Below are 25,685 nucleotides of genomic sequence, written 5' to 3' on the forward strand. Positions count from 1 at the left end.
GGAGTCGAGAACAGAGGAGAACGAGGGGCGATGGCGAAGGAAAAGTTCGAGCGAACGAAGCCGCACGTGAACGTGGGAACGATCGGACACGTGGACCACGGTAAGACGACGCTCACGGCTGCGATCACGCAGGTGCAGGCGCAGAAGGGATACGGGGAGTACGTGGCGTTCGATCAGATCGACAAGGCTCCGGAGGAGCGGGAGCGGGGGATCACGATCGCGACGGCACATGTGGAATACGAGTCGGAAGGGCGCCACTACGCGCACGTGGACTGTCCGGGGCACGCGGACTACGTGAAGAACATGATCACGGGCGCGGCGCAGATGGACGGGGCGATCGTGGTGGTGTCGGCGGCGGACGGCCCGATGCCTCAGACGCGGGAGCACATTTTGTTGGCCCGCCAGGTGAACGTGCCGTACATCGTGGTGTTTTTGAACAAGGTGGACCAGGTCGACGACGAGGAGTTGCTGGACCTGGTGGAGCTGGAGGTACGGGAGCTGCTGAGCGAGTACGAGTTTCCGGGCGACGACGTGCCTGTGATCCGCGGTTCTGCGCTACAGGCGTTGGAGAGCGGGGATTCGGAGGCGTCGGAGACGGATTGCATCGGGGAGTTGATGGATGCGCTGGACAGCTACATCCCGGTACCTGAGCGAGCGACGGACAAGCCGTTCCTGATGCCTGTGGAGGACGTGTTCACGATCACGGGCCGCGGGACGGTGGTGACGGGCCGAATCGAGCGTGGCGTGGTGAAGACGGGCGAGGGCGTGGAGTTGGTGGGGCTGGGCTCGGACAAGAAGACGGTGGTGACGGGCGTGGAGATGTTCCGGAAGATCCTGGACGAGGGTCAGGCGGGGGACAACGCGGGCTTGTTGCTGCGTGGGGTGGCGAAGACGGAGGTGGAGCGCGGGATGGTGGTGGCTCACCCTCGGTCGATCACGCCTCACCGGAAGTTTTCGGCGGAGGTGTACGTGCTGACGAAGAACGAGGGGGGGCGGCACACGCCGTTCTTCAACGGATACCGTCCTCAGTTCTACTTCCGGACGACGGACGTGACGGGTTCGGCGGAACTGCCCGAGGGGGTGGAGATGGTGATGCCGGGCGACAATGTGAATATGGCGGTGGAGCTGATCGCGCCGATCGCGATGGAGGAGAACCTCCGGTTCGCGATCCGCGAGGGAGGCCGGACGGTGGGCGCCGGCGTCGTCACCTCCATCCACGACTAGCGGACACCCCCGGAAAACGAGACGGCGCACAGATATGGCGCAAAAGATTCGGATTCGGCTGAAGGCCTTCGATCCAGCCGTGATCGACCAGACGGCGGCGGACATCGTTCGCACCGCGCAGAAGACCGGTGCGTCCGTCAGCGGGCCGATCCCGCTTCCGACGCGCCGTCAGTTGTTCACGGTCCTGCGGAGTCCGCATGTGGACAAGAAGTCGCGGGAACAGTTCGAACTGAAGACGCACAAGCGGCTCATCGATATCCATGACTCCCGTCCGCAGACGATCGACGCGCTGACGAAGCTGGATCTTGCCGCCGGCGTCGATGTGGAAATCAAAGTCGAGTAGCGAGATGCCCGGGTTGATTGGCCGCAAGATCGGCATGACGCAGATCTTCGACGACGACGGGAAGGCCGTCGGTGTCACGGTACTGCAAGTCGGACCCTGTCCGGTAGTCCAGATCAAGACCGCCGAGCGCGACGGCTATGACGCCGTGCAGCTGGGCTTCGGCCGCGTGAAGGCAGGGCGCGTGCGGAAGCCGGCCGCGGGCCACGCGGCACGCGCCGGCCTCGACTACGTGCCGCGCGTCCTCGCGGAGTTCGACTTCGAGGGCGAGGAGGTCGAGCTGGGCCAGGAACTCACGGTCGGCATGTTCGATGTCGGATCGCGGGTGAACGTGTCGGGAACGACGAAGGGCCGCGGGTTCCAGGGCGTCGTGAAGCGGCACGGCTTCGGCGGCGGTCGCGGCTCCCACGGCGGAACGTCCGTTCTCAGGGCTCCCGGGTCCATCGGGGCCGGCACGGACCCGTCCCGCGTCATCAAGGGGCGCAAGATGGCGGGCCGCATGGGGGGGACGCAGCGCATGGCGATGAGCCGGAAGATCATTGGTGTCGACGCCGACAAGAACCTCCTGATCATCCAGGGTTCCGTCCCGGGAGGGAGAAACAACCTCGTCATGGTGAGGCCGGGCCGATGAAGGTCGCGACGTACAGTTCCGACGGCACGGCAGGAGCCGAGAGGGCCCTCCCCGAGAGGCCGTTCGATGGCATGGTCAACGAAGACGTGCTCCATCAGGTCGTCACGGCCGTGCTGGCGAACCGTCGGCAGGGGACCGCGTCGACGAAGACTCGCTCGATGGTGCGCGGCGGCTCGCGGAAGCCCTGGCGGCAGAAGGGGACGGGACGCGCGCGGGCGGGCTCGATCCGCTCGGCGCTGTGGCGCGGCGGCTCGGTCGTCTTCGGTCCCCAGCCGCGCTCGTATCGGGTTCGCGTGCCGAAGCAGATCCGCCGCCTGGCGATCCGCTCCGCGCTCAACACGAGAGCCATGAACGGCGATCTCGCGCTCATCGAGCCTCTGGACTTCGACCCGCCCAAGACGCGGCGCGTCGTCGCCCTGCTGGCCAGCATCGGCCGCGAGTCGGAAAACGTCCTGCTCCTGACGGCGGGCCACAAAGCCGATGTCTACCTGTCGGCAAGAAATCTGCCCGGGGTGCGCGTGCTGCCCTGGGGAGAGGCGTCGGCGTACGACATCCTCTGGTCCGACCTGGTGCTCGTCGAGTCGTCGGCCTTCGATGCGGCGGAAGAACCCGCCGGGGAAGGTGAAGCATGAGGCGCGCGCCGAACGAGATCATCCTGCGTCCGCTCTTCACGGAGAAGACGTCGACGAGCCTGCAATCCGAGGGGACCGACGGAGTGGGACGGCGTCTCCAGGCTCGTATCGACCGCGGGGAGGTGGAACCGCGTCCCAAGTACACCTTCGAGGTGGCGCCGGACGCGAACAAGATCGAGATCCGCCGCGCCTTCGAGGCGATCTTCGAGGGAAGGCGAGTCACGTCCGTGCGTACGATGAACGTGCGCGGCAAGAAGAAGCGCATGGGGCGCACGATGGGCCGGCGGCCGCACTGGAAGAAGGCGATTATCGAAGTCGCCGACGGTCCCGTCGATGTGCTGGAGGGAGCCTGATCGATGCCGATTCGTAAATTCAAGCCGGTCACGGCGGCTTCCCGATACCGGAGCGTATCGACGTTCGAGGAGATTACGCGCAGCGAGCCGGAGAAGTCGCTGACGGAGGGTCTGCCGAAGAAGTCCGGCCGCAACCATCACGGGCATATCACGAGCCGGAGGCGCGGCGGCGGCCACAAGCGGCGCTACCGGCGCATCGACTTCAAGCGCAGGAAGGATGGCGTCCCTGGCGTCATCGCGGAGATCGAGTACGACCCGAATCGTTCGGCCCGCATCGCCCTCATCCACTACGCGGACGGCGAGAAGCGCTACATCCTTCACCCGAGAGGTCTCGGTGTCGGTGACACCATCCTTTCCGGGTCGGGGATCGATCCGAACGTCGGGAACTGTCTGCCGCTGCGTGAGGTCCCCCTCGGGACGGTCGTACACGGCGTGGAGCTCGTGCCCGAAAAGGGGGCGCAGCTCGCCCGCTCGGCCGGCGCGTCCGTCCAGGTCGTCGCGAAAGAGCGGGGCACGGTCACGCTGCGGCTCCCGAGCACCGAGATGCGCATGGTGCCGGAATCGTGCCGGGCTACGGTCGGGCAGGTGGGCAACGTCGACCACGAACTCATTCGAGCCGGGAAGGCGGGGCGCGCGAGATGGAAGGGCCGTCGGCCCAAGGTGCGCGGGGTGGCGATGAACCCGGTGGACCATCCCCTCGGTGGCGGTGAGGGGCGCAGTTCCGGCGGTCGTCCGCCCGTCTCGCCGTGGGGCAAGCCGGAGGGCCGCAAGACGAGGAAGAAGCACAAGTCGAGCGACAAGCTGATCGTGCGCGGCCGCAAGCGCGGCAAGGCCACGAAGTAGAGCGGGAGATCCGATGCCGAGAAGCGTGAGGAAGGGACCGTACATCGATGAGAAGCTGCTCATGAAGGTGCAGCGGATGAACGATTCCGGAGACAAATCCGTGATCAAGACGTGGGCCAGGGCTTCGACCATCAGCCCGGATTTCGTCGGACACACGCTCGCGGTGCACAACGGCAACAAGTTCATCCCGGTCTACGTGACGGAGAACATGGTGGGGCACAAGCTCGGAGAGTTCGCGACGACGCGGACCTTCCGGGGGCACGCCGGTTCCGCGCGGGACCGGAGGGGCAGAGTCTGATGCAGGCGACCGCCAAGGCGAAGAACCAGGGCATGTCCGCCCGGAAGATGCGTCTCGTCATCGACCAGATTCGCGGGCGAGACGTCAACGAGGCCTACGCCATCCTGCAGTTCTCGAAGAAGAAGGCGGCCCGCTCGATCGGGAAGGTGCTCCGCTCGGCCGTCGCCAACGCGGTCTATCGGGCGGACGAGGGCGGTGAATCGCTGGATGTGGACGAACTATACGTGCGCGAGGCCTATGTGGACGAAGGCAGAACGCTTCGGCGCTGGAAGGCCCGCGCCTACGGGAGAGCGACCCCCCGACTCAAGCGGAGCAGTCATGTGACGGTCGTCGTGGAGACGAGAGACTAATGGGCCAGAAGACACACCCGTACGGATTCAGGCTCGGCTCGGTGAAGCCGTGGCGGTCGCGCTGGTACGCGCAGGGCAAGGAGTTCCCGAAGCTCCTCGCTGAAGACGAAAAGCTGCGGAAATACCTGCAGGCGCGGCTCGGGCACGCGGCGATCGCCCAGGTGGAGATCGAGCGCAAGCCGTCGAAGATCGTCGTTACGATTCACACGGGGCGGCCCGGCGTCGTGATCGGAAAGCGCGGGGCCGAAGTCGACAAGCTGCGTGACGAACTCGCCCTGCTCACGGAGGCGGAAGTTTCCGTCAACGTCGAGGAGATTCGCCGCCCGGAGACCCAGGCTCAGCTTGTGGCGGACAACGTGGCCCATCAGTTGACGCAGCGGATCAGCTTCCGCCGGGCGATGAAGCGTGCCGTGCAGGCGGCGATGCGGGCGGGCGCCGGCGGTATCCGCATCCAGTGCGGCGGGCGGCTCGGCGGGGCCGAGATCGCGCGCTCGGAGGGCTATCACGAAGGTCGCGTGCCGCTGCACACGCTGCGCGCCGACATCGACTACGCGGAGCGCCAGGCCCGGACCACATTCGGCACCATCGGCGTGAAGGTCTGGATCTTCCACGGCGAGATCGTAGAGGACCGCCGTGGTCAGACCTACACCGCGGGCGGACGCCGTCGTCCCGGCCGCGGCGGCCGCGGACGAGGACGAGGATAGAGGCACATGCTGCAGCCGAAGCGGATCAAGTACCGGAAACAGCAGAAGGGACGCCTGCGCGGCGCCGCGCGTCGCGGGAACAAGGTCTCGTTCGGCGACTATGCGCTCCAGGCCGTGGAACCGGGCTGGATCACGAACCGTCAGATCGAGGCCGCGCGAGTCGCCATGACGCGGCACATCAAGCGGGGCGGCAAGGTCTGGATCCGGATCTTTCCCGACAAACCACTTACGCAGAAGCCCGCGGAAACCCGAATGGGGAAGGGTAAGGGGAACCCCGAGTACTGGGTCGCCCCGGTGAAGCCCGGCAGGGTGATGTTCGAACTCGAGGGAGTCGACATCGAGCTCGCGCAGCGGGCGATGCAGCTGGCCGCGGCGAAGCTTCCAATCAAGACGCGCTTTCTGGAGCGGGAGGACTAGGTGCCGCTGCACGCGATGGAGATTCGCGAACTCACCGACGAGGAACTTGCGGAGGAACTCACGCGCGCGAAGGACGAGATCGCTCGCCTGCGCTACAGGGCCGCGTTCGAGGAACTCGAGAACCCGTCGCTACTGAGGACGTTGCGTCGCGACATCGCGCGGCTGAAGACCGTGCAGGTCGAGCGGGCGCGTAGCGAGGAGAGTCAGGTTGGCTGATCAATCGGCGACGAAGGGCCGGCGCAAGATTCGGCTCGGGACGGTCGTGAGCGACCGTATGGAAAAGACCGTCGTGGTGTCCGTCGAGCGGCGGCTTGCGCACCCCTTGTACGGCAAGCAGGTGAGCCGGGGCAAGCGGTATCAGGCACACGACGAGGAGAACGAATACCGGGTCGGTGACGTGGTCCGGATCGAGGAAACGCGTCCGCTTTCCAAACTCAAGCGCTGGCGCGTCCTCGAACTGGTCCAGCGTCCGGACTAACAGGGGCACGACGAGATGATTCAGCAGGAATCGATAGTCCGCATCGCCGATAATTCCGGCGCCCGCCGGGCCCTCTGCATTCGGGTCCTCGGGGGGTCGCGCCGCCGGTACGCCCGGGTGGGCGACGTGATCGTCGCGACGATCAAGGACGCCACTCCGCACGGGAATGTGAAGAAGGGCGAGGTGGTCCGCGCGGTCGTCGTGCGAACGGCCAAGGAGAGCCGCCGGCGCGACGGCAGCTACATCCGCTTCGATGAGAACGCGGCGGTGATCATCAACGACGCCGGAGAACCGACCGCGACGCGGATCTTCGGACCGGTCGCGCGCGAACTCCGCGAAAAGAAGTTCATGAAGATCGTGTCGCTCGCCCCCGAAGTGATCTGACGTCGAGGATCTGAACCGAAGATGACAAAGAAGAAACTGAACATGAGAACCGGGGATACGGTTCGGGTGATCGCGGGCAACTATGTCGGCGCTCAGGGCCAGATTCTCCGCACGATCCCGTCACGGGGACTCGTCGTGGTGCAGGACGTGAACGTGCGCAAGCACCACAAGCGTCCCGTAGCCAACGCGAAGGGCGGAATCACCGAAGGCGGCATCGTCACCTACGAAGAGCCCATCAGCGCTTCGAACGTGATGCTCGTGTGTCCCCAATGCGACGAGCCGGCGCGGGTGCGCCGACGGCGCGATGCGGACGGCACGATCGAGCGGATCTGCAAGCGCTGTGACAACCCCATCCCGACTGCGGGCTAGAAGATGAGTTCGGAAAACGGAAAGCCACGGCTGCGGAAGCACTACGAGGACACGGTCCGGGCAAAGCTCGCCGACGCGTTCGGCTTCACGAACCCGCACCAGATCCCGAGACTCGAGAAGATCGTGATCAACGCGGGGCTCGGCGAGGGGAAGGACAATCCCAGGCTGATCGAGTCGGCTTCGAACGAGATCGCCGTGATCAGCGGCCAGCGACCTGTCGTTACGCGGGCGCGGAACTCGATCTCGAACTTCGGTCTGCGCGAAGGCATGCCGATCGGGACGATGGTCACGCTTCGCAACACGCGCATGTACGAGTTCCTCGACCGGTTCATCAGCACGGCCGTGCCCCGCATTCGGGACTTCCGGGGCTTCCGGAGCCGGGCGTTCGATGGACGCGGAAATTACACGGTGGGGATCCGGGAGCAGATGGTCTTCGCCGAAGTCGACTACGACGAAATCGTGAAGATCCACGGTCTCAACATCACGTTTGTCACGACGACCAACCGGGACGATGAGGCGCTCGTCCTGCTTCGCGAGATGGGGATGCCGTTTCGCGATGAGGTCCCGGTCGTCATCTGAGCGGGAAAGGCTGAATGGCAAAGACGGCATTGATTCAGAAGGCGAACCGGAAGCCGAAGTTCAGTTCGCGCACGGTGCGACGCTGCAATCGCTGCGGCCGACCCCGCGCCTACATGAGGAAGTTCGGTCTGTGCAGGATCTGCTTCCGTGAGCAGGCGCTCCGCGGAGAGATCCCGGGCGTTCGGAAAGCGAGTTGGTGAGATGAGCATGACCGACCCGATCGCGGACATGCTGACGCGCATCCGCAACGCCGGCCGTGCCGGGCACAGGCGCGTCGACATCCCGCTCTCGAAGATAAAGATCGAGATCGCCAGGATCCTGGCGGAGAACCACTTCGTTCGCGGCTACAAGGTGCTGGACGACAATCGGCACGGCCGCCTGCGCGTTTATCTGAAGTACACGTCGGACGACCGGCCTGTGATTCGGCTGCTCGAACGCGTGTCGAAACCAGGGCTCAGGAAGTACGTCGACGCGAACTCGATCCCGAAGGTGCGCGCCGGGATGGGGATCGCGATCATGTCGACCTCGAGCGGATTGATGACGGACCGCGACGCCCGCCGGCACCACGTCGGCGGGGAAGTCATCGCGAGAATCTACTAGCGGGACTATCCGGCGCCGTTGCCGGGAGCCACCCCGCGTAGGGAGCAGATAGCGTGTCGAGAATCGGAAAGCTGCCAATCCCCGTGCCGGACGGCGTCGAGGTGAGGATCAATGGTGCGCATGTGAAGGTGAAGGGTCCAAGGGGCGACCTCGAGCGGTCGTTCGACCCCGATATGGACATCGCGCAGTCCGAGGGCGTCGTGTCCGTCAAGCGTGCCTCGGATGAGGCACGGCAGCGGGCGCTACACGGGCTTACGCGATCCCTGATCGCCAACATGGTCATCGGCGTTTCGCAGGGGTACGAGAAACGCCTGGAGATCCACGGCGTCGGATATCGGGCGGAACAGAAGGGCGACAGCGTCGTGTTCAGCGTCGGATACAGCCACACGGTCACGGTCGAACCGCCCGAGGGCATCACGTTGGGCGTCGAGTCGCCGACGCTGATAAAGGTCGTGGGGAACGACAAGGAGAAGGTCGGGCAGATGGCGGCGGAGATCCGCGCGATCCGCCCCCCCGAGCCGTACAAGGGGAAGGGCATCCGCTACGTGGGTGAGCATGTGCGGCGCAAGGCGGGCAAGGCGACGGCCACGGCCTGATCCGCGACGAAACAGAGAGAAGACGATGGATACAAGGGGTCGGACGAAACAGAGGCATCGACTGCGGATACGTCGGCACGCCCGGATCAAGAAGAAGATCCGGGGGACGGCGGAGCGGCCGCGCCTCGTCGTGTTCCGAAGCCTCCGACATCTCGAGGGTCAACTCGTCGACGACGATCGTGGCGTTACGTTGCTCGGCGTCTCGACTCTTACCGGTCCGGACGGCGACGCGGGCGCGCGCTCGGGCAAGGTCGCCGAAGCGTACCTTGCGGGCAGGATGCTTGCGGAAAGGGCGGTCGCGGCCGATGTGGGCGTCATCGTGTTCGACCGCGGCGGATATCCCTACCACGGCCGCGTGCGTGCGTTCGCCGAGGGTGCCCGCGACGGCGGTCTCCGCTTCTAACGAGAGGGCTTCATGGCAAGAGGGAGAAAACGGCGCGACGACGGTGACAACTTCAAGGAGAATGTCATCTTCATCAATCGCGTCTCGAAGGTCGTTAAGGGCGGCCGCCGCTTTTCGTTCACCGCGCTTGTCGCGGTCGGCGATGGGCAGGGTCGGGTCGGAATGGCTCTCGGCAAGGCGAACGAAGTCGCCGAGGCGATTCGCAAGGGATTCGAACAGGCGCGTCAGGCCATGGTCGTCGTACCGATCGTGAACGGGACCATTCCTCACGAGATCCTCGGGCGCCACGGCGCGGGCCGCGTCCTGCTGAAGCCCGCCGGGCCGGGAACCGGCGTCATCGCCGGCGGCCCCGTGCGAGCGGTGCTGGAGTGCGCCGGCGTACAGGACATCCTCACGAAGAGCCTGGGTACGAACAATCCTCTCAATATCGTCCGCGCGACGATGAGCGGACTGCAGGATCTGGTCACGCCGGAACAGGTGGCGGCGGAGCGAGGCGTGGATGTCGCTACGATTCGGGAGGCCATGCGTGGCTGAGCAACTCAAGATCCGCCAGGTGAAGAGCGGCCTCGGCGCCCAGCGCAGGCAGCGCGCTACGCTGCGTGCTCTCGGCCTCAAGCACCATCAGGATGAAGTCGTACAGCCGGACAACGGCGCGATACGCGGGATGATCCACGCCGTGGCGCATCTCGTCGAAGTAGAGGAGGTCGGTAAGGATGGCTGAACGCGAGCGCATCGGGCTCGACAATCTCTCTCCGCCGCCCGGATCGAAGTCGTCCGCGAAGCGCCGCGGCCGCGGTCACGGATCGGGCTCGGGGAAGACATCGGGTCGCGGGCACAAGGGCCAGAAGTCGCGGAGCGGCGCGTCCATTCCGGCGTGGTTCGAGGGTGGTCAGATGCCCCTCTACCGGCGGACGCCCAAGCGGGGCTTCAAGCCGCATCGGCGGACCGAGTGGCACATCGTGAATCTCTCGGACCTGGACCGCGTGGAGGGAAGCGGAATCGATCCCCGGACGCTGCGCGCGAGCGGTGTCATCCGGGGCACGGACCGCCCGGTGAAGATCCTTGGACGCGGGGACGTCGGGCGGGCAGTCGACGTGCGCGCGCATGCTTTCAGTGCCTCCGCCCGCGAAAAGATCGAGGCGGCCGGCGGTACCGCCCGGGTGATCGAGTAAGGGATGGCGAACGGCCAGAACGCGGCGGCTGCCGCGGCGAACATCTTCAAGGTGCCGGAGCTGAAGGCGAAGATCCTCTTCACCCTGCTCTGTCTCGCCCTGTACCGGCTCGGCTCCCACATCACGACGCCGGGTGTGAACGTGGTGGCCCTGCAGGCCCTCGCCGGACAGTTCCAGGGCACGATATTCGGCATCTACGACCTCTTCGTGGGGGGTGGGCTGCAGCGCGCGACCGTCTTCGCGCTCGGCATCATGCCCTACATCTCGGCGAGCATCCTCTTCCAGCTCCTCGCCGCCGTCATGCCCGCGATCGAGAAGCTGCAGAAGGAGGGCGAGGAAGGACGCCGCAAGCTCACGCAGTGGACCCGGTATACCACCGTCGTGTTGTGCATCGGGCAGTCCTACACGTACGCGCTGTTCCTGGAGGCACAACCGGGCGCGGTCCTCGATCCCGGTTTGAGTTTCCGCCTCCTGACGGTGCTGATGCTGACGACCGGGGGCGTGTTCGTGATGTGGCTCGGCGAGCAGATCACCGAGCGCGGGGTCGGCAACGGCATGTCCCTGCTCATCTTCTTCTCGATTCTGCAGGGCTTCCCGGGAGCAGTCCTCAACACCTTCGAACTGTACCAGGCCGGCGGCATCTCGCTCATCAAGCTCGCCGCCCTCGCGGCGACTCTGGTGGCCGTCATGGCCGCGGTGGTCGCGTTGACGATGGCCCAGCGCAAGATCCCGGTGCAGATCCCGCGGAAGGTCGTGGGCCGAGGGCGCATCCGGGAAGGGCAACGATCGTTCATCCCGTTGCGGATCAACTCCGCCGGCGTGATGCCGATCATCTTCGCGCAGTCGATCATCATCATTCCGGGTACTCTCGCCGCGTTCATGGGGAACCCCGGACCGGGCAGCTCCGGCGCCCGGCGTTTCATCTACGAGATGAGTCAGGCGCTGCAGGTGGGGACGACCTGGTACTACGTGCTGTACGTCGTCCTCATCGTCTACTTCACCTACTTCTACACCTCGATTATCTTCAACCCGGCGGATCTGGCGGAGAACCTCAAGCGCCAGGGCGGGTTCATCCCCGGCGTCAAGCCCGGTGCGAAGACGGCGGACTATATCGATCACGTGCTGACGCGCATCACGCTTCCCGGGTCGGTCTACCTCGCGCTGATCGCCGTACTGCCCTACCTGATCTTTTCGATCTTCGATCTTCAGACCTTCTTCTTCGGCGGCACCTCACTGCTCATCGTGGTGGGCGTCGCGCTCGATACGATGCAGCAGTTGCAGCAACACCTCCTGCTGCGACAGTACGAGGGATTCATGAAGAAGGGGCGGGTCAAGTATCGCGGCAGACAGCGCTACATGTGATGGGTGTGCGGCTGATCATCATGGGTCCTCCCGGAGTCGGGAAGGGCACCCAGGGCGAGCTTCTGGCTGAGCGGTTCGGCGTTCCACGCCTCTCTACCGGTGACATGATCCGGGCCGCCCTCAAGGCCGGGACGCCACTCGGCGAGCGGGTTCGCGTCTACTACGAAGCGGGCGAACTCGTGCCGGATGAGGTGGTGCTCGGACTCATCGCCGAGGCGTTCGACGGTCCGCAAGCGAGCGGAGGGTTTGTGCTCGACGGATTCCCGCGCACGGTGCCGCAGGCCGATGGGCTCGGCGAATTGCTGGTCGGCCGGGGCATCGAACTCGACGCGGTGCTTTCCCTCGAGGCGCCGGAAGAGGAACTCGTCGCCCGCATTTCCGGACGGCGGGTGTGCGGAGCATGCGGCCACGTGACGCATGTGCGGGTTGCGGGAGAAGACGCCGCCTGCCCGGACTGCGGAGCTTCTCTCGTGCAGCGTTCGGACGATCGAGCCGAGACGGTTCGCAATCGGCTCGCAGTCTACCGCGCCCAGACCGAACCTCTGCTCGCCTACTACGCGCAGTCCGAGACGGGATTGACCGCGGTGGATGGCACCGGGACGCTGGAGGCGGTGCGGGATCGTCTGCTCGAGACGCTACGCCTGGCGGAGATGGTCGGTTGATCCGGCTGAAGTCGCCCGCGCAGATCGAGGCCATCGCGGCGGCAGGGGCCATCGTCGCGGGGGTTCTCGAGATGGCTGCGGAGCAGGCCATCCCCGGACGGACAACCGGCGAACTGGACGGCATGGCGGAGGCCATGATCCGCGACAACCCCGGTGCGACGCCCGCCTTCAAGGGACTGTACGGGTTTCCGTCCACGCTGTGCACGAGCATCAACGAGGAGGTCGTGCATGGCATTCCGTCGTCGCGACGCGAGTTGAAGTCGGGCGACATCGTGAGCGTGGACGTCGGCGTCAAGCTCGACGGCCTGTTCGCGGACGCGGCAGTTACGATTCCCGTGGGAGAGGTGGCGCCGGAGACGGAACGCCTCCTGGGTGTGACCCGCACGGCGCTCGATGTGGGCATCGAGGCGGCGCGCCCCGAGGCGCAGCTCGGAGATCTCGGGTGGGCGGTACAGACGCACGTCGAGGCCGAGGGCTTCAGCGTCATTCGGGAGCTCGTCGGACACGGCGTCGGAGAAGCGCCTCACGAGGAACCGCAGGTTCCGAACTACGGCGTGCGCAATCGCGGATTCCGGATGCAGCCGGGGCTCGTCATCGCCATCGAGCCGATGGTGAACGCAGGCGGGCCGGAGATCCGGACGCTCGACGATGAATGGACCGTGGTGACTGCGGACGGACGGCTCTCGGCGCATTTCGAGCACACCGTGGCGGTGACGTCGGAGGGCCCGCGCGTGTTGACGCGTGTCGCGAGTCCGGCGCGAGCAGCAGGGGAGGCCTGAGTTGGCGAAGGAAGAACCGATCCAGATGACGGGGGAGGTCGCCGAGGCGCTTCCCAACGCGATGTTCCGCGTGGAGTTGGAGAACGGGCATCAGATCGTGTGCCACGTCTCCGGCAAGATTCGCATGAACTACATCCGCATCCTGCCGGGAGACCGGGTCGCGGTCGAGCTTTCGCCCTACGATCTGACGAGGGGACGGATTACGTACCGGTACAAGTGAACCGGCGGGGAATCGCCGGTGATGGCGATCGAGTTTGTTCGGAGCGGTTCAAGCTGGTATTTTAAAAGGCTGCCATCGAACCGCCAAAGGGGACGGAACAATGAAGGTTCGTTCGAGCGTCAGGCGAATTTGCGAACACTGCAAGGTCATCCGCAGGCGCGGCGTCGTCCGGGTGATCTGCAGTCGAGATCCGAAGCACAAGCAGCGCCAGGGATAGGCAGGGATACATGGCACGCATAGCCGGAGTCGATCTCCCGCGGAACAAGCGGATCGAGGTGGGCCTCACGTACATCTTCGGAATCGGCCACTCGACGGCACGCAACATCCTGGCCGAGACGGGCGTGGATGGGGACGTACGCGTTTATCAGCTGTCGGATGACGACGTCAACAAGCTGCGCCGGGTCATCGAGAGCCACTACAAGGTCGAGGGTTCGCTGCGCACCGAGACCTCGATGAACGTGAAGCGATTGATGGACATCGGATGCTATCGCGGGATGCGGCACAGGCGGAATCTGCCCGTGCGCGGCCAGCGAACACACACGAACGCCCGGACCCGCAAGGGGCCGCGGCGCGCCGTGGCCGGGAAGAAGAAGGCGCCCCGGAAGTAGGCGCGGCAATCACGTCGGTCCAAACAGAGGACGCGTAGGGAATGGCGAAGCGGGTAAGAAAGAAGAAGCGCCAGGTCGACGCCGAGGGCGTCGCCCACATCAAGGCGACCTTCAACAATACGATCATCACGATCACGACGCTGACGGGCGACACCGTCGCCTGGGCCAGTGCCGGCAAGGCGGGATTCAAGGGTTCCAAGAAGTCCACGCCCTTCGCCGCCACGATCGCGGCCGAGACGGTGGGACGCGAGGCCGCCGGCATGGGAATGCGGCGGGTTCACGTGGAGGTCCAGGGCCCCGGATCGGGCCGCGAGTCGGCGATTCAGGCGCTGCAGGCGGCCGGACTCGCGATCCGCTCGATCAAGGACGTGACGCCGATTCCGCACAACGGGTGCCGTCCGCCCAAGAAGCGGAGGGTATAGATGGCTCGCTATACGGGACCTGTTTGCCGGTTGTGCCGTCGCGAAGGGGAGAAGCTCTTTCTCAAGGGCAAGCGCTGCTTCACGGAGAAGTGCGCGATCGAGCGCCGTGCCTTCCCGCCGGGTGAGCATGGTGGTGGCCGGCGTCGCCGTCGCCAGTCCGAATACGCCGTACAGTTGCGCGAGAAGCAGAAGGTGAAGCGGATCTACGGACTCGCGGAGAAGCAGTTCCGCTCTCTCTTCACGAAGGCTTCACGCGTTCCCGGCGTTACCGGCGAGAACCTGCTCGTCGCGCTCGAGAGCCGACTCGACAATATCGTCTACCGCCTCGGCTTCGCGCCCTCGAGGAAGGCGGCGCGGCAACTCATCCGGCACCGCCACGTGCGGATCGAAGGGGCCACTGTCGACGTGCCGAGCTATTCCGTGGGACCCGGTGCGGAAGTGTCCGTAGCGCCGCGGGCCAGGAAGTTGCCGGTCGTGATCGAGGCGATCGAGGATCGCCGGTCACGCGATCAGCTGTCGTGGCTGAGCGTCGACTATGATGCGGCGAGCGGACGCATGCTCGAGCGTCCATCGCGGTCCGATATACCACTCGCCGTCGAAGAACAGTTGATCGTAGAACTCTACAGCAAGTAGAACCCGCGCGGCCCGGGGGCCCCGTTGCACCCGGCCTGCGGAGTCGCTGAGCGAAAACAGGGAGTGAAGTGCATATGACGGTGTCCGTAGATCTGGCCGGTCTCGTGCTTCCGGAAGCGATGGAGGAACTGAAGCGATCCTCCGGTGGGGCGCACGCATCGTTTCTCCTCCAGCCGCTGGAGCGCGGGTTCGGTCACACGATCGGCAACTCGATCCGGCGGATCATGTTGTCATCGCTGCCCGGCGTAGCGGTGTGGGCCTTCCGGGCGGACGGTGTTCAGCATGAGCACCAGACGGTCGACGGTGTCGCGGAGGACGTGCATCAGATCATTCAGAACCTGAAGCGCCTGGTTCTGGTGATGGACGAGGACGAGGACGAGGCGAAGCTCTCGCTGACGGCGCACAAAGCCGGTCCGGTAACGGCGAAGGAGATCGTAAAGCACCCGTCGGTACAGGTCGTGAACCCCGACCTCGTACTCTTCACGCTGCAGGAGGACCTGCCCAAGAGCCGGCCTCTCAGCGTCGACATGTGGGTGAATCGCGGTCGCGGCTTCGTCATGGCGGAGCAGCACGCGGCTCCGGAGGAGACCGAGGCGCAGCGTGACTTCCCGGTCGGTACAATCCGGATCGACGCCGTGTACAATCCCGTGACACGCGCGAATTTCAATGTGCGGGAGACCCGCGTCGGGCAACGCACGGACTTCGACCGTCTCGAGGTGGACGTAGAAACCAACGGGGCCCTGAATCCGGCGGAGGCGGTTTCGCAGGCTGCGGAGATTGCCCGGCTGCACCTGTCGTACTTCAGTCAGATGGGGACTGTGCCCACGCTCCCGGAGGCCACCGAGGCGGTCGAGGAAGAAGGGGGCGGGGAGCCGCTCGACTCGGGGCTCGTGGAACTGCTCGAACAGTCGCTTGACGAATTCAGCGAGATCTCGGCTCGTTCAAGGAATACGCTCGAGCGGCAGGACATCACGACCCTGGGCGACATCGTCACGCGATCCCGGGATGAGATCCTGCGCCTGGAGAATTTCGGCGAGAAATCTCTGGAGGAACTCGCTGAGGTCCTCGGTCAGCACGGACTTCGGTTCGGCATGTCGTTCGTACGGGATGAAGACGGTAACCTCTACCTGCGGGACGAGCTGGCGGAAAACGGGGCTCGGAGCGACGATGAGACATAGAAAGAAGGGGCGGGAACTCAGCCGGACGCGCAGCCATCGGAAGGCGATGCTGCGTAACATGGCGACGAGTCTCATCCTGCACGAGCGAATCCGGACAACCGAGGCGAAGGCGAAGGAGTTGCGGCCGTTCGCCGAAAAGCTCATCACTTTGGCAAAGAGAGGCGATCTGCACAGCAGGCAACTGGCCAGGCGACAGATCGCGGACCGCGCGGCACTGCGCAAGCTCTTCGACAAGATCGGCCCGCGGTTCGAACATCGTCCGGGCGGATACACGAGGATTCTGAAGTTGGGCGCACGGAAGGGCGACGGAGCGGAGTTGGCGCTCATCGAATTCACCGATCGCGAGGCGTGAGGGAACCGGGAGAAGAGACATGTCCAACAAAGGTGAAGGTGGGCTCGGCGTCATCCTGAGCATCGTCGCGCTGGCGGCCATCGGAGGTTTCATGTACTGGCTGAACCTCCAGTCCCAGGATATCGAACAGGCGCGGGCGGACGCCGAAGCGGCCGAGGTCGAGGCGGCCCGCGACCTGGACGCCTCCGACCTCCTGTCCGATCCGGCGGCCGCGATCAGCCGTTACGTCGTGATTGCAGGTATCCGCGTCGCGACCAGGCTAGGGGAGGGTGTCATTGCCCTCCAGCTTACGGACGAAGTTGCCTATCCCGTGCTGCTCGAGTCGGATCCGATCCAGATCCTCAGGATGACCGAGACGACGATCTACGGCGGTGACAGCGTCTTCGTGCGGGGGCAGGTCTACACATTCAACGATTCGATCGCAGGCGTGTGGATCGAGTCCGGAGCGGTACTGGAGACGATGGGCGAACTTATCCCATCGTCCCCGACCTTCCTTCTGGCCGACTCCGTGTTCGTGCACTGAGCGGGGTACAGAGCGAATCATGGCGAATTTCTGTTACGTATGCGGCAAGGGACCCGGCGTCGGGAACCACGTCAGCAACGCGAACAACAAGCGCAAGCGGCGCTTCATGCCGAACCTCCAGCGCGTGAGAATCGTGGAGGATTCGGGTCGTCGTCGTGTACGAGTCTGCACGCGGTGCATCAAGGCGGGGAAAGTCGTCAAGGCGTCCTGAGGACGCGTCCCGGCGACGTTTCGGCCGCTGACCGGCGACCGGCCGCGGGCGTTCCCGCGGCCGGTCGTCTCGCATCGGCGGCCCGGTGATTCCCCCCCCGCTCGCGGGCCAGCATGTCCTGGTCACGCGGCCGGCCGCCCAGGCCGAGCGCTTCCGCACCCTGTTGGCAGCCGCGGGGGCCACCGTGACGACGGCGCCCACCATCCGCTTGACTCCCCCATCCGACCCGCAAGCGCTGGAGCGGGCGGCCGCGCATCCGGCCGACTACGACTGGATCGTGTTCACGAGCGTCAATGCGGTCCGTCACCTGGCCGAAGCGGCGCGAAGGGCGGACTCGGTGAGTGCGCTGACCGCGGCCCGGCTCGCGGCCGTGGGCCCCTCGACGGCCGACGCAGTGCGGGCCCTCGGAGTGGCCGAGTGCCTCGTGCCGCCGGTCTATCGCGGCGAAGCTCTCGCCGATGAGATCGTGGCGGCGACGGACAGGGGAAGGATCCCGGACGCACGGATCCTCCTCGTGCAGGCTGAAGGAGCGCGGCCGGTGTTGAGAGAGCGGCTGGTCGCGGCCGGGGCGGAGGTCGACGTTGCCCCGGCCTACGGCGTCGAGATCAACCACGACGTGCGGGACACCCTGCGGGAGTTCATCGAGCTGGGTCGCGGAGATTGGCTGACGTTCACGGCCTCGTCCGCCGCGCGTGCCTTCGTGCGACTCGTGGGCGCACAGACCGGCGGTGCTCTCGTGGCCGCCATCAGCCCCGTGACCGCGTCTACGCTCTCGAGGCTCGGTCTGCCGGTGCACGTCGTGGCGGCGACACACTCGATGCCGGGACTCGTGGGCGCCCTGGTGGCGGCCGCCGCGCGCCCCGGCCGTTTGGCCGGGACTCACGGCCAGGTCTGACGTGTCGTTTCCCGCCTCGCGGCCACGCCGTCTGCGTCGCACCGCCTCGCTGCGCGAGTTGGTGCGGGAGACCCGGGTTGAAGCGTCGGACCTCATCTACCCGATGTTCATCGATGACCGGGGACCGGCGCGCCAGCCGATCGCCTCCATGCCCGGAATCGACCGCCTCAGCGTCGAGGCGGCCATCGACGAGGCGCGAGCGGCGTTCGATGAGGGGATACGCGCCGTCCTGCTGTTCGGCCTGCCCGCGAGCAAGGACGACCGCGGTTCGCGCGCGGACCGGCCGGACGGCGTGATCCAGCGCTCGCTGCGGGCGCTTCGCGGGGCGCTCCCGGATCTGGTCCTGATCACCGACGTCTGCCTGTGCGAATATACGGACCACGGCCACTGCGGGATCCTCGACGGCGACCGCGTCGCGAACGATCCGACGCTGGAGCGGCTCGCCGCCCAGGCCGTGAGTCACGGGACTGCGGGGGCGGATATCGTCGCCCCGTCGGACATGATGGACGGTCGGGTCGGAGTGATTCGCACCGCGCTCGACGAAGCGCGCCTCGAGGACGTCGCCATCCTGTCGTACGCCGCGAAATACGCGAGCGCCTTCTATGGGCCCTTCCGTGACGCGGCGGATTCCGCCCCCGCGTTCGGGGATCGGCGCGGGTATCAGATGGATGTGCGGAACGCGGACGAGGCGATCCGCGAGGTACGTTTGGACATTGCCGAAGGCGCGGATCTGGTCATGGTGAAACCGGCGCTGCCGAATCTCGACATCCTCAGGCGGGTCAAGGACGAGTTCCGGATGCCCACCGCCGCGTATCAGGTGAGTGGGGAATACGCGATGATCGAGGCCGCCGGCGCGCAGGGTTGGCTCGACGCGGAAGCGGCCAGTCTCGAAGCGGTGCGCACCATCCGGCGGGCTGGAGCGGACCTGGTCGTGACCTACGCCGCGCGGCGCCTCGCGCGTGCCCTGTGAAGGTCCTCGTGACAGGTGGCGACGGGTTCATCGGGCAGCATCTGGTCGAGCTTCTTCTCGGCCGCGGCTACGAGGTGACGGCAACGATGCTCGGGGAAGCCCCCGCGCAGGGGACCCTTTCGCCGGCCGCACGCGCGGCGGCCGAATGGAAGCGACTGGATGTGCGAGACGCCGACGCGGTGGCTTCGGTCGTGGATGCCACCCGGCCGTGTCGCATCTTCCACCTCGCCGGCTTCTCGTCGGGAGCCGAGGCGAGCACGCGGTCCCGCGACGCCCTCGCGGTGAACGGCGCGGGCACGCTGAGCCTCGTCGAAGCCGCCGCGCGGGCCCCGGCGGACGTGCAGGCCGTGGTCGTGGCGGGTTCCGCCGACGCGTACGGCCGCGGGGGCGATGGACCGTTGGGAGAGCGCACGCCCCTTCGGCCGGTAAGCGTGTACGGCGCCACAAAGGCTGCCCAGGACGTTCTCGCCCGGGGAGCCGGCGCGGCCCTCGGGGTACGCGTCGTCGTTGCGCGGATCTTCCCGCTCGCCGGCCCCGGACAGGGCCCCGCGTTCGTGCTGCCGAGCTTCTGCCGCCGCGCCCTTGCGATTCGGCAAGGGACCGCCGAGCCGCGCCTCGCCGTGGGCAATCTGGATGTCGCGCGCGACTTCACGGACGTTCGCGACGGCGTCCGGGCGCTGGCGGACATCGCCGGCCTCGACGGGACGCCCCACATGGCCTACAACGTGTGCTCCGGGGTCGCGACGAAGATCCGCCGCCTGCTCGAGTGGGTGCTCGAGAGGGCGGAGATCCAGCCCGAGGTCGTCCGCGATCCGGCCCTGTTACGGACCGGAGAACCTGAAATCGTAGTCGGAGACCCCGCGCGGCTGCGGGCGGCCACCGGGTGGCGCGCGGAGCGCGATCTGCGGGCCTGCGCATGCGCCACCATGGACTGGTTCGCGCGGTCGGGCGCCGCCTGAAGCCGGAGCAGCGGCCCCTCCCCCTGAAACTGAAGAAAGAAGAACCCATGGAAGCTACCGTGATCGGCACCGGATATGTGGGACTCGTGGTGGGCACGTGTCTGGCCGGTGCCGGGAACCGCGTAACTTGCGCGGATGTCGACGAAACGAAAATCCGGCGTCTGAACGCAGGGGATGTGCCGATCTACGAGCCCGGCATCGAGCGCCTGATCTCGGAAAACCTCGCCGCCGGCCGGCTTCGATTCACGACGGACGCGGCAGAGGGGATCCGGACGGCAGACGTCATCTTCGTGGCCGTAGGTACGCCGCCCGGCGAGGACGGGCTGGCGGACCTCGACTACGTGCGGAACGCGGCGCGCGTGATCGGAGACAATCTTCGTCCCGACACCGTCGTCGTGATGAAGAGCACCGTACCCGTTGGGACGTGCGAGAGAGTGCGGGCCGAGATCGCCCGGCGGACCGACGTCCCCTTCCACATGTGCGCCAACCCGGAGTTTCTCAAGGAAGGGGACGCCGTGGGTGATTTCCTGTACCCCGACCGGGTCGTCTGCGGCGTCGACTCGGAGCACGCCCGCCAGTGCATGGAGGGACTGTACGAGCCCTTCATCCGCTCCGGGAACCCACTGATCTTTATGGACATCGCCTCGGCGGAGCTGACCAAATACGCGGCGAACGCGATGCTGGCCGCCCGTATCGGCCTGATGAACCAGTTCGCCGAACTCTGCGAGCACACCGGAGCCGACATCGAACGGGTCCGCCGTGGCGTGGGTTCGGATCCTCGCATCGGGTCGGCCTTCCTCTACGCCGGCACCGGGTACGGCGGTAGTTGCCTCCCCAAGGACGTGTGGGCGATCATCCGCTCCGCCGAAAAGCAGGGGGTCGACCTCGGCATTCTGCGGTCGGTGGCCGAGGCGAACGATCGCCAGACCACGGTCCTCGTCCGAAAAATCGTGCGACGCTTCGGCGACGATCTGACGGGCCTGCGCTTCGCGCTCTGGGGGCTCGCGTTCAAGCCGCGCACGGATGACATGCGCGCGGCGCCCTCCCGGGCGATTGCGGAGGCGCTGCGTGAACGGGGCGCGGCGGTCGTCGCGCACGACCCCGCCGCCATGGAACAGGCGCGCGAGTTCTATCTGGGAGATGCGGTGGAATATGCCGCGAACGAGTACGAGGCGCTCGACGGGGCTGACGCGCTCGTCGTCGTGACGGAATGGCTCCAGTATCGGCGTCCCGACTGGTCCGAGGTCGCCAAACGCATGCCCCGCCCCATCGTGTTCGACGGGCGCAACGTGTTCGACCCGGACCGCATGGCGTCGCGGGGGTACGAGCACTACCCGATCGGCCGAAGGCAGGTCGGTCCGGATGAGATCCCATGAGGCTCGTAGTCACCGGCGCCGCCGGCTTCCTCGGTTCGCACCTCACCGACCGCCTCCTCGCCGAGGGGCACGGGGTTGTCGGCATCGACAGCCTCATCACGGGAACCCGCCGGAATCTGGCTCATCTCCGGGAGGAGTCGAGGTTCACGTTTCTGGAGCAGGACGTATCGGAGCCCATCGAGATCGAGGGCGAGGTCGACGGGGTTCTCCACTTCGCCTCGCCGGCCAGCCCGGTCGACTATCTTCGCTTCCCGATCCAGACCCTGGAAGCCGGGGCCCTGGGCACGCGCAACGCCCTGGGTCTGGCCCGGGCACGCGGCGCCCGGTTGCTGCTCGCATCCACATCGGAGGTCTACGGCGACCCGCTCGTACATCCTCAGTCCGAGTCGTACTGGGGCAACGTGAACCCGATCGGTCCGCGCTCCGTGTACGACGAGGCGAAGCGCTTCGCCGAGGCCATCACCATGGCCTACCACCGCGAGTTCGGCGTGGACACGCGCATCGTGCGCATCTTCAACACCTACGGTCCGCGGATGCGCCCGGACGATGGCCGCGTGGTCTCGAATTTCATCGTCCAGGCACTGCGCGGAGAACCGCTCACCGTCTACGGAGACGGCTCACAGTCTCGGAGTTTCTGTTTTGTGTCCGATCTCGTGGAGGGGATCTGGCGTCTCTTCAACGCCGACATCCACGAGCCGGTGAACCTGGGCAATCCCGGCGAGTACACCATCAGGGAGTTGTCCGATCTCGTGCTGGCGGCTACCGGTTCCGCGTCCGCGGTCGAGGAGCGTCCGCTGCCCACCGACGACCCGAGAGTACGCTGTCCGGACATCTCGCAGGCCGCCGCGCGGCTGGACTGGGCTCCCCGGATTCCGCTCGAGGACGGTCTGAGGCGGACGGTGGAGTACTTTCGGGAGAACCGCCCGTCCGCCCGTCCGGGGGCAGCGCCGGGATGATCGCGCAGGGGGGAGGCATGGAGGAGATGGGGTCGGCCCGGGTCTCCGTGGTCATGCCCGTATACAACGAGGAGGCGACACTCGAGGCCATCGTCCGGCGGGTCAAGGAGGTCGCCCCGGACGTGGAACTAGTCGCCGTCGACGACGGCTCGGCCGACGCGTCCGCGTCGATCCTGGACCGGCTGAGCGCGGAAGGGCTCGTGGACAGGGTCTTCATTCACGAGCGGAACCGGGGGAAGGGCGCCGCCCTCTCGACCGGGTTTCGGGGCGTGAGCGGCGACATCGTCATCATCCAGGATGCCGATCTCGAGTACGATCCCGCCGACTACTCGCGCCTCCTGGAGCCGATCCTCGCCGGCCAGGCCGATGTCGTCTACGGGTCACGCTTCATGGGCGGACAGCCGCACCGGGTGCTCTATTACTGGCACTACATGGGGAACCAGTGGCTGACTCGGCTGTCGAACATGGTGACGAACCTCAACCTGACGGACATGGAGACGTGCTATAAGTGCTTCCGCCGGGAAGTGATCGAGCAGCTCACGATCGAGGAGCGGGCCTTCGGCGTGGAGCCGGAAGTCACGGCGAAGATCGCCATGGGCGGCTGGCGCGTGTACGAGGTGGGGATCTCGTACGCCGGACGGACGTATGCGGAGGGCAAGAAAATCGGGTGGCGCGATGGCCTCTCCGCGCTGCGCTGTATCTTTCTTTACGGCGTCGTGCGGCGCTGGACGCGCAAGGGCGTAAAGCACGTTACGCGCGAGGCAACGCGCACCGCCGGTGGCGACGTCGAAAGCGGGGAGAGTTGATACGGGCTGACAAGGGGGGACGAAGGCTGGCAGTGGCACCCATGATGACCGTCCGAGAGTGGATCGTTCGGGGGATCGCCGGGATTCTGGCGGCGGTCGCGCTGGCGGCGTGCGAGGATCCGGTGGACCGGTCCATCGTGCGGGGGGATCGATACCTGGCGGTCGGGGACACGGACAAGGCGATCGCCGAGTACCTCCTCGCGCGGCGCGTCAGCGGCGACACGGACAACCTCCTCCTCCGGCTCGGACATGCCTACGCCGCGAGGGGCGATGTCGACGAGGCGCTCACCGTGTACGAGACGCTCACCGAGCGCGAACCCGGGCTGCGGCACCAGGCGGCGGCCTCGCTCGCCGGACTCGCGTGGTCCGCGCGGGAACGCGGCGCGACCGAGAACATGTCGCGCGCGCTGCAACCCCTCGTCGACTGGGGACTGGGCTATCTTCCCGCCGATCTGCAGCGCTCGCTGGCCGCCTACCACGCGGCCGAGGGTGACCACACCCGCGCCCTCTCGCTGCGCCTCGCGCTCCTCGCCGGGGACGGGGATCCGGATCCGGCGGTGCTGTACGATGTCGGTCTCGCCTATGAGCAGCTCGGCGCGTGCACTCGCGCGCTACCCTTCTATCGCGACTTTCTCGAGGCGATGGAGGACAGCCGCTCGAGCCTCGAGGACGCCCGTTACCACTACGGGAACTGCCTCTATGTGTCCGCCGATGAAGACCGGGCGGAGGGCCGTCCCGCCGCCGCCCTCGAGAAGCTTAGCGAAATGGTCGAACTCGGCGTACCCCGGACGCACATGGTCGAGGCGCACTTCCTCGTCGGCGAACTCCATCTCGCGCTCGGCGAGACCGACGAGGCGCTGGCCAACTACGCCCGCGTGCTGGAATTGAACCCGACGCGGACACACGCTCTGGTCCGGCGTGCGGAGGAGCGGATCCGCCAGATCCGTTTCGGCTTCGAATGAGGCTCCCGGCGCCGTCGCCGCTTCGTGCGGCGCTACGGGTGGCGATCTCCGCGACGGTCCTCACGCTCGCGGCCTGTGCGGGTTCCGGGCCTCCGAGCGATCTCGAGCCAGCGGATCTCTTCCAGTGGGCGCAGGATCGGTTCGACGCGGAGGAATACCGCAATGCGGCCCAGGGCTTCCTCGCGTTCATGCTCCGCGATCCTCTGAATCCCCTCGTCGACAGCGCCCAGTATCTCGCGGCCGAGGGCCAACTCCGGGCGGGGAACGAACTCGATGCGGTGGAGGAGTTCCGGCGCATGGCCACGAACCGGCCCAACAGTCCCCTCGCGGACGAGGCGCAGTTCGGGCTGTGCCGGGCGTACCTTGCGGCCTCGCCCGGGGTCACCCTGTCTCAGGAGTTCACCCGGCGGGCCCTCGAGGAGTGCGAGCGGTTGCTGCAGTTCTTCCCCACGACGCCCCTGCGAGAGCAGGCCGAGAGTCTCATGGCCGATGCGCGGGCCAAGCTCGCCGAGAAGAGCTACGAGATCGGGAAGTACTACCAGGATCGCCTGCGACTGCCGGAGGCCGCGATCGTCTACTTCGAAAAAGCGCTGGCCGAGGAGCCGACCGAGCAGTTCCTGCCGGACCTCCTGTGGCGATTGTATCGCGGTTACCGCCGCGTGGGGTTCGAAACCGAGGCCGGTACCATACGGGAGCGGCTGCTGTCGGAGTTTCCCGACTCGGAGGAAGCCGGGTTGCTGGTGGCGGAAGAAGGCCCCGTGGCGGAGGACGGTCCGGTGGCGGGGGAAAACCCGGCGGGGAATGTACCCCCCACCCGCTGAAGTCCCGGCGCGCGGTCGCCGGACGGGCATCTTCGGCGGAAGCTTCGATCCCCCGCACCTGGGTCATGTCTCCGTGGCGCGGGATCTCATCGGCGCGTTGCACCTCGACCGGCTGCTCGTGATTCCGGCCGGCGATCCGCCGCACCGCGAGGTGATGCTGCCGGCGGAGGTTCGTCTCGACCTCACGCGCCGCGCCTTCGCGGACGCGCCCGGGATCGAGGTCAGTTCCATGGAAGTCGAACGCCTCGGTCCCTCCTACACGGTGGACACGCTGGAAGCCCTCGCGCGACACTTTCCCGCGGATCGACGCGTCCTCGTGATGGGGGCGGACCAGTTCGCGCAGATCCACCGCTGGGAACGCTGGCGGCGGCTCGCCGAGCTGGCCCGCATCGCGGTAATGCCACGGGGAGGCCGAGAGCCCTCACCCTCCCCGGAATCGATGCCGATCGAGTATGTTGTCGTGCACGTCACGCGAGTGGATATCTCGGCGAGCCGGATCCGGCGGCGCCTCGAGCAGGGGCGTTCGGTCCACCTCCTCGTTCCGGAAACCATCCGACACGATGTCGAGCGCGCCTGGGCCGGACGCCGGGCGCGCCACGCAGCCCAGTGAGCCCCCG

The 25,685-nt window shown here is 66.6% G+C and carries 43 protein-coding genes; all 43 read left to right on the forward strand.

The window, feature by feature from the left end; translation table 11 throughout:
• The first annotated feature begins 30 nt into the window (after nt 1-30).
• The 43 genes from tuf to nadD all read left to right on the forward strand — a co-directional run bounded on the left by tuf (nt 31) and on the right by nadD (nt 25,678).
• Complete coding sequence (tuf, locus tag ACOOGH_RS02345; protein ID WP_420447379.1) at nt 31-1,224, forward strand: elongation factor Tu; 1,194 nt, start codon at nt 31-33, stop codon at nt 1,222-1,224.
• A 34-nt stretch (nt 1,225-1,258) separates the two neighbouring features.
• A complete protein-coding gene (gene rpsJ, locus ACOOGH_RS02350; RefSeq protein WP_310756558.1) occupies nt 1,259-1,567 on the forward strand; it encodes a 30S ribosomal protein S10 in 309 nt (102 codons plus the stop codon).
• A 4-nt stretch (nt 1,568-1,571) separates the two neighbouring features.
• Nucleotides 1,572-2,195: a 50S ribosomal protein L3 gene (gene rplC / locus ACOOGH_RS02355; RefSeq protein ID WP_420447391.1), complete on the forward strand. Its 624-nt coding sequence runs from the start codon at nt 1,572-1,574 to the stop codon at nt 2,193-2,195.
• On the forward strand, nt 2,192-2,827 hold the full coding sequence (gene rplD / locus ACOOGH_RS02360) for a 50S ribosomal protein L4 (protein WP_420447392.1): 636 nt from the start codon (nt 2,192-2,194) through the stop codon (nt 2,825-2,827). The genes rplC and rplD overlap by 4 nt, the downstream gene beginning before the upstream one ends.
• Complete coding sequence (gene rplW, locus ACOOGH_RS02365; RefSeq protein ID WP_420447393.1) at nt 2,824-3,180, forward strand: 50S ribosomal protein L23; 357 nt, start codon at nt 2,824-2,826, stop codon at nt 3,178-3,180. The genes rplD and rplW overlap by 4 nt, the downstream gene beginning before the upstream one ends.
• 3 nt (nt 3,181-3,183) lie before the next feature.
• A complete protein-coding gene (gene rplB / locus ACOOGH_RS02370) occupies nt 3,184-4,023 on the forward strand; it encodes a 50S ribosomal protein L2 (RefSeq protein WP_420447394.1) in 840 nt (279 codons plus the stop codon).
• Nucleotides 4,024-4,036: 13 nt separating this feature from the next.
• A complete protein-coding gene (gene rpsS, locus ACOOGH_RS02375; protein WP_310756568.1) occupies nt 4,037-4,321 on the forward strand; it encodes a 30S ribosomal protein S19 in 285 nt (94 codons plus the stop codon).
• The gene (rplV, locus tag ACOOGH_RS02380) at nt 4,321-4,671 is read left to right on the forward strand and encodes a 50S ribosomal protein L22 (RefSeq protein WP_420447395.1); all 351 of its coding nucleotides are present in this window, start codon (nt 4,321-4,323) and stop codon (nt 4,669-4,671) included. The genes rpsS and rplV overlap by 1 nt, the downstream gene beginning before the upstream one ends.
• Complete coding sequence (gene rpsC / locus ACOOGH_RS02385) at nt 4,671-5,375, forward strand: 30S ribosomal protein S3 (protein ID WP_420447396.1); 705 nt, start codon at nt 4,671-4,673, stop codon at nt 5,373-5,375. Before rplV ends, rpsC begins: the two co-directional genes overlap by 1 nt.
• A gap of 6 nt (nt 5,376-5,381) precedes the next feature.
• Nucleotides 5,382-5,792, forward strand: coding sequence for a 50S ribosomal protein L16 (gene rplP / locus ACOOGH_RS02390; protein WP_420447397.1), 411 nt, complete (start codon nt 5,382-5,384; stop codon nt 5,790-5,792).
• Nucleotides 5,793-6,008: a 50S ribosomal protein L29 gene (gene rpmC, locus ACOOGH_RS02395; RefSeq protein WP_420447398.1), complete on the forward strand. Its 216-nt coding sequence runs from the start codon at nt 5,793-5,795 to the stop codon at nt 6,006-6,008.
• Complete coding sequence (rpsQ, locus tag ACOOGH_RS02400) at nt 6,001-6,270, forward strand: 30S ribosomal protein S17 (RefSeq protein WP_420447399.1); 270 nt, start codon at nt 6,001-6,003, stop codon at nt 6,268-6,270. The genes rpmC and rpsQ overlap by 8 nt, the downstream gene beginning before the upstream one ends.
• 15 nt (nt 6,271-6,285) lie before the next feature.
• Nucleotides 6,286-6,654 carry a 50S ribosomal protein L14 gene (gene rplN / locus ACOOGH_RS02405; protein ID WP_420447400.1) on the forward strand — a complete coding sequence of 123 codons (369 nt, stop codon included), beginning with the start codon at nt 6,286-6,288 and terminating at the stop codon, nt 6,652-6,654.
• 21 nt (nt 6,655-6,675) lie between these two features.
• A complete protein-coding gene (gene rplX, locus ACOOGH_RS02410) occupies nt 6,676-7,023 on the forward strand; it encodes a 50S ribosomal protein L24 (protein WP_420447401.1) in 348 nt (115 codons plus the stop codon).
• Between the two features lie 3 nt (nt 7,024-7,026).
• The gene (rplE, locus tag ACOOGH_RS02415; RefSeq protein ID WP_420447402.1) at nt 7,027-7,602 is read left to right on the forward strand and encodes a 50S ribosomal protein L5; all 576 of its coding nucleotides are present in this window, start codon (nt 7,027-7,029) and stop codon (nt 7,600-7,602) included.
• A 14-nt stretch (nt 7,603-7,616) separates the two neighbouring features.
• Nucleotides 7,617-7,802, forward strand: coding sequence for a type Z 30S ribosomal protein S14 (locus ACOOGH_RS02420; RefSeq protein WP_420447403.1), 186 nt, complete (start codon nt 7,617-7,619; stop codon nt 7,800-7,802).
• Nucleotide 7,803: 1 nt separating this feature from the next.
• Nucleotides 7,804-8,202 (forward strand): 30S ribosomal protein S8, encoded by a 399-nt coding sequence (rpsH, locus tag ACOOGH_RS02425; protein ID WP_420447404.1) that lies wholly within the window; start codon nt 7,804-7,806, stop codon nt 8,200-8,202.
• 53 nt (nt 8,203-8,255) lie between these two features.
• Nucleotides 8,256-8,798, forward strand: coding sequence for a 50S ribosomal protein L6 (gene rplF, locus ACOOGH_RS02430; RefSeq protein WP_420447405.1), 543 nt, complete (start codon nt 8,256-8,258; stop codon nt 8,796-8,798).
• Nucleotides 8,799-8,823: 25 nt separating this feature from the next.
• Nucleotides 8,824-9,201: a 50S ribosomal protein L18 gene (gene rplR, locus ACOOGH_RS02435; RefSeq protein ID WP_420447406.1), complete on the forward strand. Its 378-nt coding sequence runs from the start codon at nt 8,824-8,826 to the stop codon at nt 9,199-9,201.
• A gap of 12 nt (nt 9,202-9,213) precedes the next feature.
• Entirely contained in the window at nt 9,214-9,735 is a 522-nt protein-coding gene (gene rpsE, locus ACOOGH_RS02440; RefSeq protein ID WP_420447407.1) for a 30S ribosomal protein S5, read from the forward strand.
• Nucleotides 9,728-9,922 (forward strand): 50S ribosomal protein L30, encoded by a 195-nt coding sequence (gene rpmD / locus ACOOGH_RS02445; RefSeq protein ID WP_420447408.1) that lies wholly within the window; start codon nt 9,728-9,730, stop codon nt 9,920-9,922. Before rpsE ends, rpmD begins: the two co-directional genes overlap by 8 nt.
• A gap of 10 nt (nt 9,923-9,932) precedes the next feature.
• A complete protein-coding gene (gene rplO / locus ACOOGH_RS02450; RefSeq protein WP_420450045.1) occupies nt 9,933-10,373 on the forward strand; it encodes a 50S ribosomal protein L15 in 441 nt (146 codons plus the stop codon).
• A 3-nt stretch (nt 10,374-10,376) separates the two neighbouring features.
• Complete coding sequence (gene secY, locus ACOOGH_RS02455) at nt 10,377-11,735, forward strand: preprotein translocase subunit SecY (protein ID WP_420447409.1); 1,359 nt, start codon at nt 10,377-10,379, stop codon at nt 11,733-11,735.
• Between the two features lie 5 nt (nt 11,736-11,740).
• Nucleotides 11,741-12,397, forward strand: a complete 657-nt coding sequence (locus ACOOGH_RS02460) for an adenylate kinase (protein WP_420450046.1) — start codon at nt 11,741-11,743, stop codon at nt 12,395-12,397.
• Entirely contained in the window at nt 12,394-13,176 is a 783-nt protein-coding gene (gene map / locus ACOOGH_RS02465; RefSeq protein ID WP_420447410.1) for a type I methionyl aminopeptidase, read from the forward strand. Before ACOOGH_RS02460 ends, map begins: the two co-directional genes overlap by 4 nt.
• A 1-nt stretch (nt 13,177) precedes the next feature.
• Entirely contained in the window at nt 13,178-13,396 is a 219-nt protein-coding gene (gene infA / locus ACOOGH_RS02470) for a translation initiation factor IF-1 (protein WP_310756603.1), read from the forward strand.
• A 100-nt stretch (nt 13,397-13,496) separates the two neighbouring features.
• Nucleotides 13,497-13,613: a 50S ribosomal protein L36 gene (gene rpmJ, locus ACOOGH_RS02475; protein ID WP_310756605.1), complete on the forward strand. Its 117-nt coding sequence runs from the start codon at nt 13,497-13,499 to the stop codon at nt 13,611-13,613.
• Between the two features lie 10 nt (nt 13,614-13,623).
• Nucleotides 13,624-14,004: a 30S ribosomal protein S13 gene (gene rpsM, locus ACOOGH_RS02480; protein ID WP_420447411.1), complete on the forward strand. Its 381-nt coding sequence runs from the start codon at nt 13,624-13,626 to the stop codon at nt 14,002-14,004.
• A 41-nt stretch (nt 14,005-14,045) separates the two neighbouring features.
• Nucleotides 14,046-14,426 carry a 30S ribosomal protein S11 gene (gene rpsK / locus ACOOGH_RS02485; protein WP_310756609.1) on the forward strand — a complete coding sequence of 127 codons (381 nt, stop codon included), beginning with the start codon at nt 14,046-14,048 and terminating at the stop codon, nt 14,424-14,426.
• Nucleotides 14,427-15,059, forward strand: a complete 633-nt coding sequence (gene rpsD / locus ACOOGH_RS02490) for a 30S ribosomal protein S4 (RefSeq protein WP_420447412.1) — start codon at nt 14,427-14,429, stop codon at nt 15,057-15,059.
• A 74-nt stretch (nt 15,060-15,133) separates the two neighbouring features.
• A complete protein-coding gene (locus ACOOGH_RS02495) occupies nt 15,134-16,237 on the forward strand; it encodes a DNA-directed RNA polymerase subunit alpha (protein WP_420447413.1) in 1,104 nt (367 codons plus the stop codon).
• Nucleotides 16,227-16,589, forward strand: coding sequence for a 50S ribosomal protein L17 (gene rplQ / locus ACOOGH_RS02500; protein ID WP_420447414.1), 363 nt, complete (start codon nt 16,227-16,229; stop codon nt 16,587-16,589). The genes ACOOGH_RS02495 and rplQ overlap by 11 nt, the downstream gene beginning before the upstream one ends.
• Nucleotides 16,590-16,608: 19 nt before the next feature.
• Entirely contained in the window at nt 16,609-17,112 is a 504-nt protein-coding gene (locus ACOOGH_RS02505) for a hypothetical protein (RefSeq protein ID WP_420447415.1), read from the forward strand.
• Nucleotides 17,113-17,131: 19 nt separating this feature from the next.
• Entirely contained in the window at nt 17,132-17,323 is a 192-nt protein-coding gene (rpmB, locus tag ACOOGH_RS02510) for a 50S ribosomal protein L28 (protein ID WP_420447416.1), read from the forward strand.
• An 85-nt stretch (nt 17,324-17,408) separates the two neighbouring features.
• On the forward strand, nt 17,409-18,218 hold the full coding sequence (locus tag ACOOGH_RS02515; protein ID WP_420447417.1) for a uroporphyrinogen-III synthase: 810 nt from the start codon (nt 17,409-17,411) through the stop codon (nt 18,216-18,218).
• Nucleotide 18,219: 1 nt separating this feature from the next.
• The gene (hemB, locus tag ACOOGH_RS02520) at nt 18,220-19,188 is read left to right on the forward strand and encodes a porphobilinogen synthase (protein WP_420447418.1); all 969 of its coding nucleotides are present in this window, start codon (nt 18,220-18,222) and stop codon (nt 19,186-19,188) included.
• Nucleotides 19,189-19,196: 8 nt separating this feature from the next.
• A complete protein-coding gene (locus tag ACOOGH_RS02525; protein ID WP_420447419.1) occupies nt 19,197-20,147 on the forward strand; it encodes a GDP-mannose 4,6-dehydratase in 951 nt (316 codons plus the stop codon).
• A gap of 47 nt (nt 20,148-20,194) precedes the next feature.
• The gene (locus ACOOGH_RS02530) at nt 20,195-21,523 is read left to right on the forward strand and encodes a UDP-glucose dehydrogenase family protein (RefSeq protein WP_420447420.1); all 1,329 of its coding nucleotides are present in this window, start codon (nt 20,195-20,197) and stop codon (nt 21,521-21,523) included.
• Nucleotides 21,520-22,479: a UDP-glucuronic acid decarboxylase family protein gene (locus tag ACOOGH_RS02535; RefSeq protein ID WP_420447421.1), complete on the forward strand. Its 960-nt coding sequence runs from the start codon at nt 21,520-21,522 to the stop codon at nt 22,477-22,479. Before ACOOGH_RS02530 ends, ACOOGH_RS02535 begins: the two co-directional genes overlap by 4 nt.
• Nucleotides 22,476-23,285 (forward strand): glycosyltransferase family 2 protein, encoded by an 810-nt coding sequence (locus ACOOGH_RS02540; protein WP_420447422.1) that lies wholly within the window; start codon nt 22,476-22,478, stop codon nt 23,283-23,285. The genes ACOOGH_RS02535 and ACOOGH_RS02540 overlap by 4 nt, the downstream gene beginning before the upstream one ends.
• Nucleotides 23,286-23,326: 41 nt before the next feature.
• The gene (locus tag ACOOGH_RS02545; protein WP_420447423.1) at nt 23,327-24,247 is read left to right on the forward strand and encodes a tetratricopeptide repeat protein; all 921 of its coding nucleotides are present in this window, start codon (nt 23,327-23,329) and stop codon (nt 24,245-24,247) included.
• A gap of 38 nt (nt 24,248-24,285) precedes the next feature.
• Complete coding sequence (locus ACOOGH_RS02550) at nt 24,286-25,068, forward strand: outer membrane protein assembly factor BamD (RefSeq protein WP_420447424.1); 783 nt, start codon at nt 24,286-24,288, stop codon at nt 25,066-25,068.
• Nucleotides 25,049-25,678, forward strand: a complete 630-nt coding sequence (gene nadD / locus ACOOGH_RS02555) for a nicotinate (nicotinamide) nucleotide adenylyltransferase (protein WP_420447425.1) — start codon at nt 25,049-25,051, stop codon at nt 25,676-25,678. Before ACOOGH_RS02550 ends, nadD begins: the two co-directional genes overlap by 20 nt.
• Nucleotides 25,679-25,685 lie beyond the last annotated feature (7 nt).

The sequence above is a fragment of the Candidatus Palauibacter sp. genome (genome assembly GCF_965213655.1).
GTDB lineage: Bacteria > Gemmatimonadota > Gemmatimonadetes > Palauibacterales > Palauibacteraceae > Palauibacter.

Coding starts and splice junctions, on each gene's coding strand:
- tuf (WP_420447379.1), top strand. CDS start 31: ATGGCGAAGGAAAAGTTCGAGCGAACGAAGCCGCACGTGAACGTGGGA.
- rpsJ (WP_310756558.1), top strand. CDS start 1,259: ATGGCGCAAAAGATTCGGATTCGGCTGAAGGCCTTCGATCCAGCCGTG.
- rplC (WP_420447391.1), top strand. CDS start 1,572: ATGCCCGGGTTGATTGGCCGCAAGATCGGCATGACGCAGATCTTCGAC.
- rplD (WP_420447392.1), top strand. CDS start 2,192: ATGAAGGTCGCGACGTACAGTTCCGACGGCACGGCAGGAGCCGAGAGG.
- rplW (WP_420447393.1), top strand. CDS start 2,824: ATGAGGCGCGCGCCGAACGAGATCATCCTGCGTCCGCTCTTCACGGAG.
- rplB (WP_420447394.1), top strand. CDS start 3,184: ATGCCGATTCGTAAATTCAAGCCGGTCACGGCGGCTTCCCGATACCGG.
- rpsS (WP_310756568.1), top strand. CDS start 4,037: ATGCCGAGAAGCGTGAGGAAGGGACCGTACATCGATGAGAAGCTGCTC.
- rplV (WP_420447395.1), top strand. CDS start 4,321: ATGCAGGCGACCGCCAAGGCGAAGAACCAGGGCATGTCCGCCCGGAAG.
- rpsC (WP_420447396.1), top strand. CDS start 4,671: ATGGGCCAGAAGACACACCCGTACGGATTCAGGCTCGGCTCGGTGAAG.
- rplP (WP_420447397.1), top strand. CDS start 5,382: ATGCTGCAGCCGAAGCGGATCAAGTACCGGAAACAGCAGAAGGGACGC.
- rplN (WP_420447400.1), top strand. CDS start 6,286: ATGATTCAGCAGGAATCGATAGTCCGCATCGCCGATAATTCCGGCGCC.
- rplX (WP_420447401.1), top strand. CDS start 6,676: ATGACAAAGAAGAAACTGAACATGAGAACCGGGGATACGGTTCGGGTG.
- rplE (WP_420447402.1), top strand. CDS start 7,027: ATGAGTTCGGAAAACGGAAAGCCACGGCTGCGGAAGCACTACGAGGAC.
- ACOOGH_RS02420 (WP_420447403.1), top strand. CDS start 7,617: ATGGCAAAGACGGCATTGATTCAGAAGGCGAACCGGAAGCCGAAGTTC.
- rpsH (WP_420447404.1), top strand. CDS start 7,804: ATGAGCATGACCGACCCGATCGCGGACATGCTGACGCGCATCCGCAAC.
- rplR (WP_420447406.1), top strand. CDS start 8,824: ATGGATACAAGGGGTCGGACGAAACAGAGGCATCGACTGCGGATACGT.
- rpsE (WP_420447407.1), top strand. CDS start 9,214: ATGGCAAGAGGGAGAAAACGGCGCGACGACGGTGACAACTTCAAGGAG.
- secY (WP_420447409.1), top strand. CDS start 10,377: ATGGCGAACGGCCAGAACGCGGCGGCTGCCGCGGCGAACATCTTCAAG.
- rpmJ (WP_310756605.1), top strand. CDS start 13,497: ATGAAGGTTCGTTCGAGCGTCAGGCGAATTTGCGAACACTGCAAGGTC.
- rpsM (WP_420447411.1), top strand. CDS start 13,624: ATGGCACGCATAGCCGGAGTCGATCTCCCGCGGAACAAGCGGATCGAG.
- rpsK (WP_310756609.1), top strand. CDS start 14,046: ATGGCGAAGCGGGTAAGAAAGAAGAAGCGCCAGGTCGACGCCGAGGGC.
- rpsD (WP_420447412.1), top strand. CDS start 14,427: ATGGCTCGCTATACGGGACCTGTTTGCCGGTTGTGCCGTCGCGAAGGG.
- ACOOGH_RS02495 (WP_420447413.1), top strand. CDS start 15,134: ATGACGGTGTCCGTAGATCTGGCCGGTCTCGTGCTTCCGGAAGCGATG.
- rplQ (WP_420447414.1), top strand. CDS start 16,227: ATGAGACATAGAAAGAAGGGGCGGGAACTCAGCCGGACGCGCAGCCAT.
- ACOOGH_RS02505 (WP_420447415.1), top strand. CDS start 16,609: ATGTCCAACAAAGGTGAAGGTGGGCTCGGCGTCATCCTGAGCATCGTC.
- rpmB (WP_420447416.1), top strand. CDS start 17,132: ATGGCGAATTTCTGTTACGTATGCGGCAAGGGACCCGGCGTCGGGAAC.
- ACOOGH_RS02530 (WP_420447420.1), top strand. CDS start 20,195: ATGGAAGCTACCGTGATCGGCACCGGATATGTGGGACTCGTGGTGGGC.
- ACOOGH_RS02535 (WP_420447421.1), top strand. CDS start 21,520: ATGAGGCTCGTAGTCACCGGCGCCGCCGGCTTCCTCGGTTCGCACCTC.
- ACOOGH_RS02540 (WP_420447422.1), top strand. CDS start 22,476: ATGATCGCGCAGGGGGGAGGCATGGAGGAGATGGGGTCGGCCCGGGTC.
- ACOOGH_RS02545 (WP_420447423.1), top strand. CDS start 23,327: ATGATGACCGTCCGAGAGTGGATCGTTCGGGGGATCGCCGGGATTCTG.
- nadD (WP_420447425.1), top strand. CDS start 25,049: ATGTACCCCCCACCCGCTGAAGTCCCGGCGCGCGGTCGCCGGACGGGC.